The 15,003-nt window shown below is 73.6% G+C and carries 10 protein-coding genes; 6 read left to right on the top strand and 4 right to left on the bottom strand.

Annotation, left to right across the window (positions count from 1 at the left end; genetic code table 11):
- Positions 1-61: 61 nt before the first annotated feature.
- On the top strand, positions 62-1,390 hold the full coding sequence (locus tag AMK13_RS21320) for a hypothetical protein (protein ID WP_143204593.1): 1,329 nt from the start codon (positions 62-64) through the stop codon (positions 1,388-1,390).
- Positions 1,391-1,460: 70 nt separating this feature from the next.
- Here AMK13_RS21320 and AMK13_RS21315 read toward each other — a convergent pair whose 3' ends face one another.
- Positions 1,461-3,560, bottom strand: coding sequence for an AMP-binding protein (locus AMK13_RS21315; protein WP_074003653.1), 2,100 nt, complete (start codon positions 3,558-3,560; stop codon positions 1,461-1,463).
- Positions 3,561-3,762: 202 nt separating this feature from the next.
- On the opposite strand from AMK13_RS21315, the gene AMK13_RS21310 reads away from it, so the two are divergent.
- The 5 genes from AMK13_RS21310 (at position 3,763) to AMK13_RS21290 (ending at position 9,125) form a co-directional block, all read left to right on the top strand.
- Positions 3,763-4,587: an ABC transporter ATP-binding protein gene (locus tag AMK13_RS21310; protein ID WP_049655803.1), complete on the top strand. Its 825-nt coding sequence runs from the start codon at positions 3,763-3,765 to the stop codon at positions 4,585-4,587.
- Positions 4,588-4,799: 212 nt separating this feature from the next.
- Entirely contained in the window at positions 4,800-5,948 is a 1,149-nt protein-coding gene (gene efeO / locus AMK13_RS21305; RefSeq protein ID WP_074003652.1) for an iron uptake system protein EfeO, read from the top strand.
- 114 nt (positions 5,949-6,062) lie between these two features.
- Entirely contained in the window at positions 6,063-7,364 is a 1,302-nt protein-coding gene (efeB, locus tag AMK13_RS21300) for an iron uptake transporter deferrochelatase/peroxidase subunit (protein ID WP_049655800.1), read from the top strand.
- A 48-nt stretch (positions 7,365-7,412) separates the two neighbouring features.
- Complete coding sequence (gene efeU / locus AMK13_RS21295; RefSeq protein ID WP_074003651.1) at positions 7,413-8,261, top strand: iron uptake transporter permease EfeU; 849 nt, start codon at positions 7,413-7,415, stop codon at positions 8,259-8,261.
- A gap of 252 nt (positions 8,262-8,513) precedes the next feature.
- Positions 8,514-9,125 carry a DUF4232 domain-containing protein gene (locus AMK13_RS21290; protein WP_158077734.1) on the top strand — a complete coding sequence of 204 codons (612 nt, stop codon included), beginning with the start codon at positions 8,514-8,516 and terminating at the stop codon, positions 9,123-9,125.
- A 139-nt stretch (positions 9,126-9,264) separates the two neighbouring features.
- Here the strand turns inward: AMK13_RS21290 and AMK13_RS21285 are convergent, their stop codons facing one another.
- The 3 genes from AMK13_RS21285 to AMK13_RS21275 form a co-directional block, all read right to left on the bottom strand.
- On the bottom strand, positions 9,265-11,826 hold the full coding sequence (locus AMK13_RS21285; RefSeq protein WP_074003649.1) for an ABC transporter permease: 2,562 nt from the start codon (positions 11,824-11,826) through the stop codon (positions 9,265-9,267).
- Between the two features lie 62 nt (positions 11,827-11,888).
- Entirely contained in the window at positions 11,889-12,659 is a 771-nt protein-coding gene (locus tag AMK13_RS21280) for an ABC transporter ATP-binding protein (RefSeq protein WP_049655792.1), read from the bottom strand.
- A gap of 213 nt (positions 12,660-12,872) precedes the next feature.
- Positions 12,873-14,999, bottom strand: a complete 2,127-nt coding sequence (locus AMK13_RS21275) for a restriction endonuclease (protein WP_241852980.1) — start codon at positions 14,997-14,999, stop codon at positions 12,873-12,875.
- Positions 15,000-15,003 lie beyond the last annotated feature (4 nt).

The following is a 15,003-nucleotide window of genomic DNA, read 5'->3' as shown; positions in this document are numbered from 1 at the left end:
GCCGGCCTCCGATGCTCCGACACTGGGCGGCCGGCCCTCCCAGGCTCTACGCTTCCGCCCCATGGACGGATGGGTGGAGGCCTGGACCGGCGGCCGGGCGGCGGTCCACGTGGGCGACGTCGCGGACTTCAACGCGCAGTTCCTCGCTCCCGGCATGGACCCGGCGCAGCGCCTGCGACGGCTGCGGCACGCCCACCACTACGCCTGCCTGGCCGCCTGCTACAGCCCCGAACCGGCGCTGCTGGTGCTGCCCGCCGAGGTCGCCCCGGAGTGGACCGACTGGCTGGCCCGGGAGTTGGCCTGGGGCCCGGTCGAGGTGCACAGCGGCGTGGCACCGGACCGCACGGTGGCCGAGGCCCTCGCCGACCGTCCCGCCCTGGTGGCCAGGATCGCCGACTCCGGCCGTCCGGTGGTGGGGTGGGGCCGGACGGCCGCGCAGGGCGAGGGGCCCGAGCTGGCCGCCGTCCGCCGCTACGAGTCCAAGGCCGCCGCGCACGACCTGTTCACCGCCCTCGCCCCCGGGCACCCCGGCATCCGGGTGCCGCACCAGGAGCGCCCGGGCGGCCGGCGCCGGGCGGCCCGCCGGCTGACCGCCCGCGCCGTCCGGGGCCTGACCACGGTGCTGAAGAGCCCGTACGGCGTCGGCGGCTACGGCACCGTCGTGGTGGAGCCCGCCGAACTGTTCGCCGCGGGCGGCGGCCGGGCCCTGCTGCGGCGCCTGGTCCGCACCGAACTCCTGCCCGCCGACGGGGAGGTGCTGCTGGAGGAGTACGTCGACGCCGGCCCGTCCGCCCGGCTCCGCGACCTCACCCAGGACGCCCTGGTCGGCCCGGACGGCACCGTCCACCCGGTCGGCGCGGGCGCCATGGAGGTGGCCGGCACCCGCTACCAGGGCGTCACCGTCGGCCCCGGCACGGTGCCGGGGGACGCCGCCGACACCGCCCGCCGGTTCGCCCTGGCGGTGGGGGAGCGGCTGGCCGCCGAGGGCTACCGGGGCTGGTACGACGTCGACTTCGTCACCGACCGGGAGCGCCGGCTCGCCCCCACCGAGATCAACCTGCGGCTCACCGGGCCGGCCGTCGCCCTCGTGCTGCGCGCCCGCCTCGACGCGGTGCGCGGCCCCGGCCACCTGGTCCGCACCCTGGACGCGATGCCGCTCGGCGCCCGGCTCGACCAGGCCGCGCTGCACGACCACCTGGAACGGCTGCGGCCGCGCTGCGCCCGGCTCGGCGTCACCCTGCTGCCGCTGATCCCGACCGCCTCCCGCGAGCCGGAGCCCTTCGTCGGCCTCGCCCTGGCCGGGCCGGACACCGAGTCGCTGGACGCGGCCGAGGCGCTGGTCGCCGCCGCGAACCACGGGCTGGCCCGGATGTTCGAGGCGCTGCGCTGAGCCGCCGGCGAGGTGCGCCTGAGCAGCCGCCGCCGGGGTCGGGCGCGCCTGAGCAGCCGCCGGGGTCCCGTCACTCCTTCCCGGCCGGCGGCCGCCAGAGCACGAAGCGCACCAGCACCAGCGCCGCGAGCATCAGCGGGACGTTGAACGCGAACACCATCGCCGTCTCGCGCGGCCAGTCGGTGGCCCTGGTGAGCCGGTAGAGGTTGTCCTGCGGCCACCAGTTGACCAGCAGCCAGGCGATCGCCAGATGGGTCAGCAGCGACAGCCCGAACGGCCTGCCCAGCCGCAGGACGGCCTCGAAACCGATGGTGAGGTAGACGATCCCGGCGCCGAAGGCCAGGTTCTCGCAGAGGTACAGCAGCTGGAAGAAGCCGCGGTACGGGGAGGGGACGCCCGTGAGGTCGGTCGAGCCGGGGAAGAGCGCGAAGGTCATCGCCCAGGCCGCGAAGGCGAACACCAGGACGCAGACCACCGCCGCGCAGCCGCCGGTGAAGCCCGCGTTCCCGGAACGCCGGCCCCCGGCCTTGCCGCCGCCCTTGCCGCCGCTCCGCCCGCCCGCCTTGGCGGAGCGCGGGGCGGCGTGCTCCGGCGGGGCCGGCAGCGGCAGTGCCGCGCGGTCCAGCTTGCCCGCCCGGGTGCGCGGCAGCTCGCGCAGCGTGACGACGGCGGCGGGCACCGGGCGGCCCCTGAGCTTCCTCTCCAGGTACTGGGAGAGCGACCAGCCGTCCGCCCCGTACACGGCCGGATCGGTCACCGCGTAGCCGACCAGCCGCCGCCGCCCCGGTACCGGCTCCACGTAGACGACGGCCGCCTCCCGCACCGCCGGGTGCCCGCGCAGCGCGCCCTCCGCGTGGACCGCCGCCCGCACCCGCGCCAGCACGCCGGTCGGCCGCTCCGCGCCGAGCGGGCCGACCACGGTCGCGGCCCGGGCGGTGAACTCCAGTACGCCGTCCGCCCGCAGCACCCCGAGGTCGCCGGTCAGCAGCACCCGGCCGTCCGGGTCGAAGTCCGCCCGGACGAAGCGGCGGGCGGTGTCCGTCGGCCGGTTCAGGTAGCCGCGGGCCAGGCCGGCGCCGGCGATCGCGATCTCCCCCGTCATGCCCTGCTTGGCGGGGGTGCCGTTCGGGCCCAGCACGTACACCCGGGTGCCGGGGAAGGGCCGGCCGACCAGCGAGACCCGTTCGGCGCCCTCGGCGGCCGCGGTGCCCCTGGCGTCGAACCAGGTGCTGTCCACGGTGGCCTCGGCCAGCCCGTAGACGTTCAGCACCCTCGCCTCCCCGCCGAGCAGCCGCTGCAGGCCCAACTGCTCGTCCAGGTACCACTTCTCGGCGCCCACGGTGAGCAGTCGAACCCCGGGCAGCCTGCCGCCGGTCCGCGCCAGCAGGGCGGTCAGCCGGCGCGCGGTGCGGACGTTCAGCTCCAGGACGGTGATCCGCTCGGCGGCGACCAGGGCGGGCAGCGCGCCGAGGTCGGCGGCGCGGTCCAGGGTGAGGTTGAACGGGGTGACGACCAGGGTCGCGCCGGTGCCGAGGGCCCGGACCCAGTCGGCGGTGAAGACGTCGAACTCCAGGCTCGCGGTCTGCAGGATCCGGTCCTCGGCGGTGAGCCCGTACACCTCGCGCCAGCCCTCGTACGCGGCCAGTAGGTTGCGGTGCTCGATCAGCGCGCCGAGGGGCAGGCCGGTGGAGCCGGACGTGTAGAAGACACAGGCGAGGTCGGCGGCGGTGACCTCGGGCGGCTCGAACGGGGCCCGCGCGGGGGCGGCCGTGTCGACGCAGACCAGCGGCGCCCCGCCAGCGTCCGCCAGCCGGACCCGGTGGCGCTCCTCGGTGACCACCACGTCCGGTGCGGCGTCCGCCAGCACGTGCCGCAGCAGCGCGTCCGGCGCGGTGGGCTCCAGCGGCACGAACGCCGCGCCCGCCGTCAGCACGGCCAGCAGCGCCACGTACACCTCGGTGCCCCGGCCCAGCGCGACCGCCGCCCGCCCGCCCGGGGCCAGGCCCCGCTCCGCCAGCACGGCGGCCAGCCGCCCGGCCCGCTCCACCAGCTCCCCGTACGTGAGCTCCTGCCCGCCGCAGCGCACGGCCACCGCGGCCGGCGCCCGGCGGGCCCGTTCCTCGACCAGCCCGTGCAGCGTGCCGGCGGCCCGTTCCCCGTCCGCGGTCATCGAGTCCCCCCTCGTCCCCCCTCGGAAAGGGCACCATCCTCCTCCCAACTCCCGCCGGGCGACAGGGTTCTGGCGCGTCCACCCCTCGGACGCCCCGACCTCCCGCGACTCGACGGTTGTACTCTGCACGCGGACGGACGGCGCCGGACCGTCCCGTGCGGCGCCCCGCCCGCACCCTGCCCGGCACCGTGATCGGAGTCCCATGAACTCATCCGCCCCCGACTTCGCCGGGCCGGTGCTGCGCACCCGCGACGTGGACGTCGTGCGCGACGGCCGCCACCTGCTGCGCGGGATCACCCTGGAGATCCGGCCCGGCGAGCACTGGGCGCTGCTCGGCCCCAACGGCGCCGGCAAGTCCACCCTGCTCGCGCTGCTCGGCGCCGTCTCCCACCCCACCCGCGGCGAGGTGGACGTGCTCGGCCGCCGGCTCGGCCGGGTGGACGTCCGCGAGCTGCGCGCCCACCTCGGGCACGTCAACCCGCGCCACCCGCTGCGCTCGCCGCTGAGCGTGCGCGAGGTGGTGCTCACCGGCTACACCAACACGATCGAGCCGGAGTTCCACCGCAAGCCGGCCCCGGAGGCGCTGGAGCGGGCCGAGCAGCTGATCGACACGCTCGGCATGCGCGCGATGGCCGAGGCCGCGTGGACGACGCTCTCCCAGGGCGAGCGCGGCCGGGCCCTGATCGCCCGCGCGCTGATGCCCAGCCCCCGGCTGCTGCTGCTCGACGAGCCGGCCACGGGGCTCGACCTGACCGCCCGGGAGCTGCTGCTGGACAGCCTGGACCTGCTGCGCCACCAGCACCCGGAGCTGGCCAGCGTGCTGGTCACCCACCACCTGGAGGAGCTGCCGGAGAGCACCACCCACGCCCTGCTGCTGCGCGGCGGCGAGTGCGTGGCGGCCGGGCCGGTGGACGAGGTGATGACCACGGAGCTGATCAGCGAGACCTTCGGCCACCCGATCCGGATCAGCCGGCACGAGGGCCGCTGGACGGCCCGGGCCGCGGCCCGCCGGACGCCGGGACGGTAGCCGCCCGCCGGGACGGTAGCCGCCCGCCGGGACGGTGGCCGCCGCCGGGCAGGACGGCCGCCCGCCGGACACCGGGACGGTAACGGTTCAGGGGGTGGGTGTAGACGGAAAATCGTCTTTACGTAAGGTATGCCTTAGCTAATGATGGTCTGCTGGTCCCCGGCCGGCCGCACTGCCTTGGCACACCCATGCCCTTTCCCGTTGGAGCCCGCATGTCCGCCCGTCGCCGTTCCACCGCAGCCGCGCTGCTCACCCTCGCCGTGGCGACCGCAGCCCTGGCCGGCTGCGCGTCCAAGAAGGACGACAAGGCCGGCGGCTCCGACGCGGTCAAGGTGAACGCGACCGACACCGCCTGCGAGGTCTCCAAGACCACCTTCCCGGCCGGCCACGTCGTCCTGGACATCAGCAACAAGGGCTCCAAGACCACCGAGGTCTACGTCTACGGCGACGGCGACAAGATCGTCACCGAGCGCGAGAACATCGGCCCCGGCACCAAGGCGAGCATCAACGCCGAGATCAAGGCCGGCTCGTACGAGATCGCCTGCAAGCCCGGCATGGTCGGCAACGGCATCCGCCAGAAGATCACCGTCACCGGCGAGGGCGGCAGCGCCGCGCCGGCCGACCCGCGCCTGGCCGCCGCCGTCGACTCCTACCGGAAGTACGCCCAGGAGCAGGCCGACGCCACCATCCCGGCCGTCGAGGCCTTCGCCGCCGCGATCAAGGCGGACGACCTGGAGAAGGCCAAGTCGCTCTACGCGCCCTCGCGCACCGGCTGGGAGCGCACCGAGCCGGTCGCCGAGAGCTTCGGCGACGTCGACCCGAAGACCGACACCCGCGAGGACAAGCTGGAGCCGGGCCAGGCCTGGACCGGCTGGCACAAGCTGGAGAAGTCGCTCTGGGCCGACGCGAAGATCGGCGACGACGAGAAGAAGCTCGCCGACCAGCTGGTCGCCGACCTCAAGGACTGGCAGAAGAAGATCCCCGAGGCGGAGATCACCGCGACCAGCATGGCCAACGGCGCCAAGGAGCTGCTGGACGAGGTCGCCACCAACAAGATCACCGGTGAGGAGGACCGCTACAGCCACACCGACCTGGCCGACTTCCACGCCAACGTCGAGGGCGCGCAGAAGGCCTACGAGCTGCTGAAGCCGGTCGCCTCCGAGAAGGACGCGGAGCTGGCGAAGACGCTGGACTCCGAGTTCGCCGCCATCAACACCCTGCTGGCCAAGTACAAGCAGGCCGACGGCACCTTCACCTCCTACGACAAGGTCACCGAGGCCGAGCGCAAGGCCTTCTCCGACGCGGTCAACTCGCTGGGCGAGCCGCTGTCGAAGCTGGCCGCCGCCGTGGTCGTCAAGTAACCGGCCACCCCACCCCGAAGTACCCCGCCGACGCCGTGGCGGCCCGCGATCCGGGCCCCACGGCCTCCGCGGGTCAGCGCAGAAGTCCAGCACAGTAGAAGGGCCCGCCCGCCGATGGACGCGGAGAACGAGCAGCAGAACGGGACGCCGGCCGCCGCCGACGCCACCGGGACCAGGGGCGCGGTCAGCCGACGCGCCGTCATCGGCTGGGCCGGCGCGGGCGTCGCGCTCGGCGCCGCCGCCGTCGGCTCGGTCGCCGCGGCCACCCGGCAGGACGACGCCGTCCCGGTCGCCGCCCCCGTCGGCGCCGAGGTGCCGTTCTACGGCGAGCACCAGGCGGGCATCTCCACCCCGGTCCAGGACCGGCTGCACTTCGCCGCCTTCGACGTCTCCGAGAAGGCCACCCGGGAGTCCCTGGTCAAGCTGCTCAAGGAGTGGACCAAGGCGGCCGCCGCGATGACCGGCGGCCGCGAGGTCGGCACCGGCGCGGTGCCCGGCTCGCCGGAGGCGCCGCCGGACGACACCGGCGAGGCCCTCGGCCTGCCCGCCTCCCGGCTCACCCTGACCATCGGCTTCGGGCCGAGCCTGTTCGAGAAGGACGGCGTCGACCGCTTCGGCCTCCAGGCCAAGCGCCCCGAGGGCCTGATCGACCTGCCGAACTTCAAGGGCGACAAGCTCGACCCGACCCGCAGCGGCGGCGACCTCTGCGTCCAGGCCTGTGCCGACGACCCGCAGGTCGCCGTGCACGCGATCCGCAACCTGGCCCGGATCGGCATGGGCACCGTCAACATCCGCTGGTCGCAGCTCGGCTTCGGCAAGACCTCCTCGACCACCCCGGACGAGCAGACCCCGCGCAACCTGATGGGGTTCAAGGACGGCACCCACAACATCGCGGGCACCGACGGCGCGAAGCTGGCCGACCACGTCTGGGCCGCCCCCGGCGACGGCCCGGAGTGGATGACCGGCGGCTCCTACCTGGTCGCCCGGCGGATCCGGATGCACATCGAGACCTGGGACCGCGCCTCGCTGAAGGACCAGGAGGACACCTTCGGCCGCACCAAGGGCGAGGGCGCCCCGTACGGCAAGGGCAAGGAGCACGACGCGCCGGACCTCGCGGCGATGCCCGCGACCTCGCACGTCGCCCTCGCCCACCCGGACGCCAACAGCGGCCTGATGATCCTGCGCCGCGGCTTCTCCTTCACCGACGGCACCGACGGCCTCGGCCGCCTGGACGCCGGGCTGTTCTTCCTCGCCTACCAGCGCGACACCCGCAAGGCCTTCGTCCCGCTCCAGCAGAAGCTCGCGGCGAGCGACAAGCTCAACGAGTACATCCAGCACGTCGGCTCCGCCCACTTCGCCTGCCCGGCGGGCGTGCGCAAGCCGGGGGAGTGGTGGGGCCAGGCCCTCTTCGGCTGACACCCCTCCTGTTCTCCCGTACCATCTCGACACCCCCCAGGAGCCCGCGTGTTCGGCAACTACCTGATCGGCCTGCGCGAAGGCCTAGAAGCCAGCCTGGTCGTCTGCATCCTGATCGCCTACCTGGTCAAGACCGGCCGCAAGGACCGGCTGCCGCCGGTGTGGATCGGCGTCGGCTCGGCCGTGGCGCTCTCCATGGCCTTCGGCGCGGTGCTCCAGTTCGGCTCCTCGCAGCTCACCTTCGAGGCCCAGGAGGCGCTCGGCGGCTCGCTGTCGATCATCTCGGTCGGCCTGGTGACCTGGATGGTCTTCTGGATGCGGCGCACCGCCCGGCACCTGAAGACCGAGCTGCACGGCAAGCTGGACGCGGCGATCGCGATGGGCACCACCGCCCTGGTGGTCACCGCCTTCCTGGCCGTCGGCCGTGAGGGCCTGGAGACGTCCCTGTTCATCTGGACCGCCGTCCAGGCCACCGGGGACGGCTGGAACCCGCTGATCGGCGCCGCACTCGGCCTGCTCACCTCGGTGGTGCTCGGCTGGCTGTTCTACCGGGGCGCGCTGAAGATCAACCTGGCCAAGTTCTTCACCTGGACCGGCGCGATGCTGGTCGTGGTCGCGGCCGGCGTCCTCGCCTACGGCGTGCACGACCTCCAGGAGGCCGGCTGGCTGCCCGGCCTGCACAACATGGCCTTCGACATCTCCAGCACCATCCCCAAGGACAGCTGGTACGGCACACTGCTGAAGGGCGTGTTCAACTTCCAGCCGGACCCGACGGTGCTGCAGCTGGTGGTCTGGCTGCTCTACCTGGTCCCGACCCTGGCGGTGTTCTTCAACGTCCTCGGCGGCGGCAGGAGCAAGAAGCCCGCCCAGCCGGTGGCCGCCAAGCCGGCCGCCTGATCCGGCCGTTCGACCTGCTCCACCCGTAGCACCCGCTCCACCCCGCTCCACCCGTACCGCCCCGTCCGGCACCCGCCGGTCGGGGCGGTTTCGTAGGAGCGGAGCCAGTTCTCGCCAGGAGCGGTCGGAACCAGTCAGGAAGACGACGAAAACGGTCAGCTCTGACAAACTGCAGTCCCAGTGGAACCGTTGCGCCACCACCTTCGTACTTAGGGTGACAGCACCATGCCATTACCCACACATGGGGGGAACATGACCGTTCGCAGGCCTGCCAGGTTAGTCGCCGCCGGTGTCGCCGCCCTCGCGGCGACCGTGTTGCTGACCGCGTGCGACGACGTGAAGTACACCGACGACAAGCCGGGCGACCCGAAGGCGAGCGCCGCCGGGGCCACCGTCCCGGGCGACCCGATGGCCGGCCAGGCGGCCGGTTCGCGCTGCAAGAGCGACGACATCACCGCCACCGTGCAGCTCAAGGGCGCGGGCTCGGCGATGCTGACGATCAAGAACAAGAGCAGCCACAACTGCACCCTGTACGGCTACCCGGGCTTCGGCGGCCTGAAGGCCGACAACAGCGCGGACGCGCTGGCGGCCAACCGCGAGTCGCACCCCGGGCCCGCGGTGCTGGTCACCCTGAAGCCCAACAAGTCCGGCTACGCGGGCCTCAAGTGGAGCGCCTGCGACAAGTCGGACGCGACCTGCCACGTGCTCACCGGCCTCCAGGTCACCGCGCCGGACGAGACCACGGCGGTCAACGCCGAGGTGCTGGGCACCGACGGCAAGCCGGCCGGCCAGCTGCTGGTCTCGGCCGCCGGGCTGACCACCGGCACCCTGCAGCCGAACAACGAGAAGGTGCTGTTCAACTGATCCGGTTCACCCGATCCGGTTCACTTGATGCTGTCCGGTTGACGATGTCCACCTGATGACGCTCGCCTGATGACACGACGGAGCCCCCGGGCCGGTTCTTCCGAACCGCCCCGGGGGCTCCATCCGTTCAGGGCCCGGACTACTGGCTCTTGATCGAGTCCAGGATGTCCAGCTTCGCCGCCCGGTGGGCCGGCCAGAGCGCGGCCAGCAGGCCGATCACGGCGGCCGCGAGCAGGAAGCCGACGGTCTGCACCGGCGGCACCACGGTGGTGATGTCCTTGAGGCTGTCCGCCAGCGTGCGCACACCCGCCCAGGCGACCAGGATGCCGAGTCCGACACCCACCAGCCCGCCGAACAGCGCGATCAGCAGCGACTCCAGCCGGACCATCCGGCGGATGCCGAGCCGGTCCAGGCCGATCGCCCGCAGCATGCCGATCTCCCGGCGGCGCTCGAACACCGACATGGCCATGGTGTTGACCACGCCGAGCACCGCGATGACCACGGACATGCCGAGCAGCCCGTACATCATGTTCAGGATGCCGGTGATCATCTGGCGGTTCTCCGCCTTGATCTCCTTCGCGCCCTTGACCGCGATCAGCGGGTTGCCGCCGGTCGCGTCGCGCAGCGCCTGCTTCAGCTCCTCGGTCGCGCCGTTGGTGCCCTTGACCAGGACCTTCTCCAGGCCGGTGGCGGGCGCCAGGTGCGGGGCGACCACGGCCTCCGGGACGATGACCGAGGCCAGCGCGGTGTTGGCCTCCAGGATGCCGCCGACGGTCAGCGAGCCCTTGGCGCCGTCCGGGTAGGTGACGGCGAGGGTGTCGCCGACCTTGTAGCCGGCGCGCTCGGCGCGGCCCGAACTGACCAGCAGCCTGCCCTGCTTGAGGGCGTCCGGGGAGCCCTCCTTGACCTTGACGGTGGCCACCTGGTCGATGGTCGCGGCGTCCACCGCGGTCATCCACTCGCTGTCCTCGCCGTTCTGCCCGGTCTTGACGGTGACGTTGCGCTCGGCGCTGATCACGCTGACGCCGGGCGCCTTGGCGATCTGGGCGGCGACCTCGGGGGAGAGCTTCGAGAAGTTCTGCATGGCGACGGTGTAGTCGGCCTTGAGGTCGGTCTCGGCGGCCTTGTCCACGGCCTGGTTCACCGAGGCGCCGATCACCGTCAGCGAGGTGATCAGGGTGACGCCGATGGTCAGCGCCGAGGCGGTCGCGGCGGTGCGGCGCGGGTTGCGGACCGCGTTCTCCTGGGCCAGCTTGCCCGGGGCGCCGTACACGGCGCGCAGCAGCGGGGCGAACAGCGCGATCAGCGGCCGGGACAGCAGCGGGGTCAGCACGAACACGCCGATCAGCAGCGTGCCGGCGCCGAGGCCGACCAGCTTGACCTCCTTGCCGGCCACACCGCCGGCCAGCGCGGCGAGGCCGGCCAGGGAGAACAGCAGGCCGATGGTGTTGCGGATCCGCAGGCCCTTCTGGGTCGCGGGCTGTTCGGCCGAGCTCATCGCCGCCACCGGGGCGATCCGGGAGGCCCGGCGGGCGGGCAGCCAGGCGGCCAGCACCGTCACCAGCACGCCGACCGCGAGCGCGGCGACCACCGTGGTCGGGGCGATGATCAGCGGGCCGTCCGGCAGGTTGGCGTCCATCGGGCCGTTGAGCAGCGACTTGAGTCCGGCGGCGATGCCGATGCCCGCCAGCAGGCCGGTCACCGCGGCGGTCAGGCCGACCAGCACGGCCTCGATCAGCACCGAGCGGGTGATCTGGCGGCGGGTGGCGCCGACGGCGCGCAGCAGCGCCAGCTCCTTGGTGCGCTGGGCGACCAGCATGGTGAAGGTGTTGGCGATGATGAAGATGCCGACGAACAGCGCGATGCCCGCGAAGCCCATCAGGACGGTGGTCAGGACGGTGGTGCCCTTCCGGATCATCTCGTCCTGCTCGGCGGCGAGTTCGCGGCCGGTCTTCGCCTCGATGGAGTCGCCCTGCGGGACGGCCTGCTTGACGGCGGTGAGCAGCGCGGCGTCGTCGGTGCCCGGCTTGGACCTGACGTCCAGCTCGGCGTAGCGGCCCGGGGTCAGGTAGAGCTGCTGGGCGGTGGCGGTGTCGAAGGCGGCGAGCGAGCCGCCGGCCACCACGCGCGGGTCGTTGGTGGTCAGGGTGCCGGTGAGCTTGAGCTTCATCACCGGGCCGTTGACCGCGACCCGGACGGTGTCGCCGACCTTGTAGCCGCCCTTGTCGGCGGTCTTGCGGTCCAGCGCGATCTCGGTGGCGTCCTTCGGGCCGCGGCCCTCGACCAGCGGGTAGCGCGGGTCGGTGCCGTCGGCGCCCGGCACGTAGTTGGTGCCGGTGGTGGAGAAGCCGTTGCCGATCAGCGCGCCCTTGGTGTCGGCGATGCCGGCGAAGCCGCTGACCACGCCGCGGACCTCGGCGACGCCGGGCACCGCGGCGACCTTGGCACGGGTCTCCTCGGTGAGGGTCGGGCCGGCGATCCGGCCGCCGTCGTCGTCGCTGAGGTTGCGGGCCTCGCGGTCGGCGACCGTGACGGCGACGTCCGTGTAGCTCTTGGAGTTCTGGGTCCTCAGCGCGTTGCCGAAGGTGTCGGAGAAGACCAGCGTGCCGGACACGAAGGCGGTGCCGAGCATGACGGCCAGTACCGTCATCAGCAGCCGGCCCTTGTGGGCGAGCACATTGCGCAGTGCGGTGCGGAACATGAGGGAGTGTCAGTCCTGGGGGTACTCGGGGGACGGGTGGCTTCGGGCCTCGGTGGGCCGGATCAGCTGGTGCGGCCCTTGGCGTCGAAGCGGCGCATGCGGTCCAGGACGGTGTCGGCGGTGGGCTGGTGGAGTTCGTCGACGATGCGGCCGTCGGCGAGGAAGACGACGCGGTCGGCGTAGGAGGCGGCGACGGGGTCGTGGGTGACCATGACGACGGTCTGGCCGAGCTCGCGCACGGAGTTGCGCAGGAAGGAGAGGATCTCGGCGCCGGAGCGGGAGTCGAGGTTGCCGGTGGGCTCGTCGGCGAAGATGATGTCGGGCTTGCCGGCGAGGGCGCGGGCGCAGGCGACGCGCTGCTGCTGGCCGCCGGAGAGCTGGGAGGGGCGGTGGCTGAGGCGGCCGGAGAGGCCGACGGTGTCGACGACGCGGTCGAGCCAGGGCTTGTCGACCTTGCGGCCGGCGATGTCCATGGGGAGGGTGATGTTCTCCAGGGCCGTCAGCGTGGGGAGCAGGTTGAAGGCCTGGAAGATGAAGCCGATGTGGTCCCGGCGCAGCTGGGTGAGCTGCTTGTCCTTGAGGCCGACGAGCTCGGTGTCGCCGATGGTGGAGGAGCCGGAGGTGACGGTGTCGAGGCCGGCCATGCAGTGCATGAGGGTGGACTTGCCGGAGCCGGAGGGGCCCATGATGGCGGTGAACTCGCCCTGGGGGAACACGACGCTGACGTTGTCGAGGGCGACGACGCGGGTCTCCCCCTCCCCGTAGACCTTGTTCAGGCTGGTGGCTCGGGCGGCCGCGCGGCCGGTGTGGACGGCGGTTGCGGGGAACGTCACGTGGACTCCTCGGGCTGATTAACGGAATGTTTAACTCCGTAACATCATCCCAAGCTGTTCGAATGCGATTCGTATGCCACGCGGAGGGTCGGCCCCCGCCGACCCGGCGGGACGGCGGGGGGCCTTCTCCTCCTCAGGTATGACGCCGGACCCTGAGGACCAAGGGCCCCGGCAGGTTCCGGACGGTTCCGGAAGGGGCCGGGGCCCGGCCGACTACTCGACCGCCACGCCGAAGGCCGCCGCCAGCCCGGCCAGGCCGTTCGTCACCGCCCGCCCGGACGGGCTGAACTCCCAGCCGCCGGAAGCCCGGCGGAACGCCCCGAGCAGCATCGCGCTGTCCGGCACCCCGCCGGTCGGGCCCGCCCAGGCGTCCGGTCCGCCGGCGCCCGGCCCGTACGCGGCGGCGAGCGCCAGCCCGTGCACGTAGCCGAGCGGCAGCGCCGGGTGGTCCTCCTCCTCGGTGGAGACGGCGACCACCACCTCCTCGACGGCGGCCGGCAGCCGGTGCAGGTCCAGGGCCAGCCGGGCCGCCCGGGTCGGCTCGCCCGGCACCGAGCGGGTCGGGTGCAGCCGCACGGCGCCGTCCGGGTCCTGCGGGCTGTTGAAGAAGACGAAGTGCTCGTCGCTCAGCACCCGGCCGTCGGCGCACAGGAAGGCGGTGACGTCCAGCTCCACAGCGTCCCCGCCGGCCGTCCGGCTCTGCCAGCTCACCGTGAGGGCGGTCTCGCGCGCCTCCTCGGACCGGTCGTTCGCGACGGCCGAGGCGGCAGCGGAGGAACCGTCGCCGCCGAGCCGGCCGCGCAGGCCCTGCTCGGCGAGCAGGGCGACCAGCTCCGGGCCGCTCACCAGGGCCAGCGGCTTGCCCTCGATGTAGCTGTACGAGCCGCGGCCGAAGCCCGCGGTGGTGACCAGGATGCCCTTGATCGCACCGTGGTGGCGGACGGTGGACTCCAGGTCGCGCACCGCCGTCGGCGGGACGGTCTTCTTGTAGCGCTTCGCCTGGATCACGATCGTGCCGCCGGTCACCGGGTCCAGGTCCTCGGCCACCACGTCCACCCCGACGTCGCCGCTGCGGGCCGTGGTCATCACCCGGAAGCCGCGCAGCCGGAACAGCTCGGCGATCAGCTCCTCGAAGTCCAGCGGGTCCATCTCGAACAGGTCCGGCTCGTCCTCGCCGCCGTGCCCGGCCAGGCTCCCGCCGACACTCTCCGGCCGCCGGTCCGGCCGCACCTCGTCCAGCCGCTCCGGGCGCGCCGACAGCCGGCCGCCCAGGCCCTGGAAGCACTCCACCGGGTCCACCCGGTCCAGCGCCAGGGCGGCGAAGCCCGCCCGGGTGGCGGTCAGGGTGGAGAGGAAGCGCTCGGCCTCCCGGCCGGTCGCCGGGTCGATGCCGAGCACGAAGCCGTTCAGCACCACCGAGTCCAGCAGCCCGTCCCGGTCCGCCCGGAACAGCTCCACCGCCACCCGCAGCGCCGACTGCGCCAGCACCTCCCGGTACAGCGCCTTGCGCTCCGTCGCCGGGCGGGCCACCTCGGCCTCGCGGTCGTCCGACTTCACGTACCGCACCCGGCCGGCGGCCGGCACCACGTCCGGCCCGGGCAGCTCCCAGTCCACCACCAGCTGCCGGCTCCCGGCGTCGAACGCCGCCGCCAGCCGGTGCGGGAAGCCCTCCGGCCAGGCCGCCGAGGCGTACAGACCGGCCGTGAAGTACTCCTGCACCGCCTCCGGCTCGCCCGCCCGCAGCCGGCGCAGCAGCTCCTCGGTCCGGGCGGCCAGCTCCTCCTGCTGCCGGCGGGACTGCTCGACCCCGGCCAGGTACTCCTGGTGGTACGCGGCCAGCCGGTGCTGCCGGTCCACCTCCCGGGCCTGCGCGGCGTACCAGTCCTGCTCGAACCGGGCCCGGGCCTGGGCCAGGTACTGCTCGTACTGCTGCCGCACCCCCGGGTTGCGGGCCTGCACCGGGTCCGGCGGCGGCACGAAGTACCGGGCCGAGGACTGGTCCGGCATCGGCACCGGCTCGCCCAGCGGCCCCGGATCGAACGGCGGCACCGCCCGCGGCGCCAGCAGGGCCTGCGGGCCGAAGGCCGGCGCGGCCAGCCCGGCGGCCAGCAGCCCCCGCAACTCCTCGACCCGGGCGTCCAGTTCGGCCGTCCGCCGGGCCACCTCCGCCTCCCGCGACTGCTGGTAGGCGCGCTGCGCCTCACGCTCGCCGCGGGCCGCCGCCTTCTGCACCTCCCGCTGCTCCCGCTCCCGGCGGCGCTGCTCCGCCGCCTCGGCGCGCCACCGGGCCTCCTCCCGGCGCTGCTGCTGTCGCTGCGCCTCCGCCCAGATCGCCAGCACCCCG

Origin of the sequence: Streptomyces sp. CB02056 (assembly GCF_001905545.1) — a bacterium.
Taxonomy (GTDB): Bacteria; Actinomycetota; Actinomycetes; order Streptomycetales; family Streptomycetaceae; genus Kitasatospora.
This window is presented reverse-complemented; position numbering and strand designations above follow the sequence as displayed.

Coding starts and splice junctions, on each gene's coding strand:
- efeB (WP_049655800.1), top strand. CDS start 6,063: ATGGACGCGGAGAACGAGCAGCAGAACGGGACGCCGGCCGCCGCCGAC.
- AMK13_RS21290 (WP_158077734.1), top strand. CDS start 8,514: ATGACCGTTCGCAGGCCTGCCAGGTTAGTCGCCGCCGGTGTCGCCGCC.
- AMK13_RS21320 (WP_143204593.1), top strand. CDS start 62: ATGGACGGATGGGTGGAGGCCTGGACCGGCGGCCGGGCGGCGGTCCAC.
- AMK13_RS21285 (WP_074003649.1), bottom strand. CDS start 11,826: ATGTTCCGCACCGCACTGCGCAATGTGCTCGCCCACAAGGGCCGGCTG.
- efeO (WP_074003652.1), top strand. CDS start 4,800: ATGTCCGCCCGTCGCCGTTCCACCGCAGCCGCGCTGCTCACCCTCGCC.
- AMK13_RS21310 (WP_049655803.1), top strand. CDS start 3,763: ATGAACTCATCCGCCCCCGACTTCGCCGGGCCGGTGCTGCGCACCCGC.
- AMK13_RS21315 (WP_074003653.1), bottom strand. CDS start 3,560: ATGACCGCGGACGGGGAACGGGCCGCCGGCACGCTGCACGGGCTGGTC.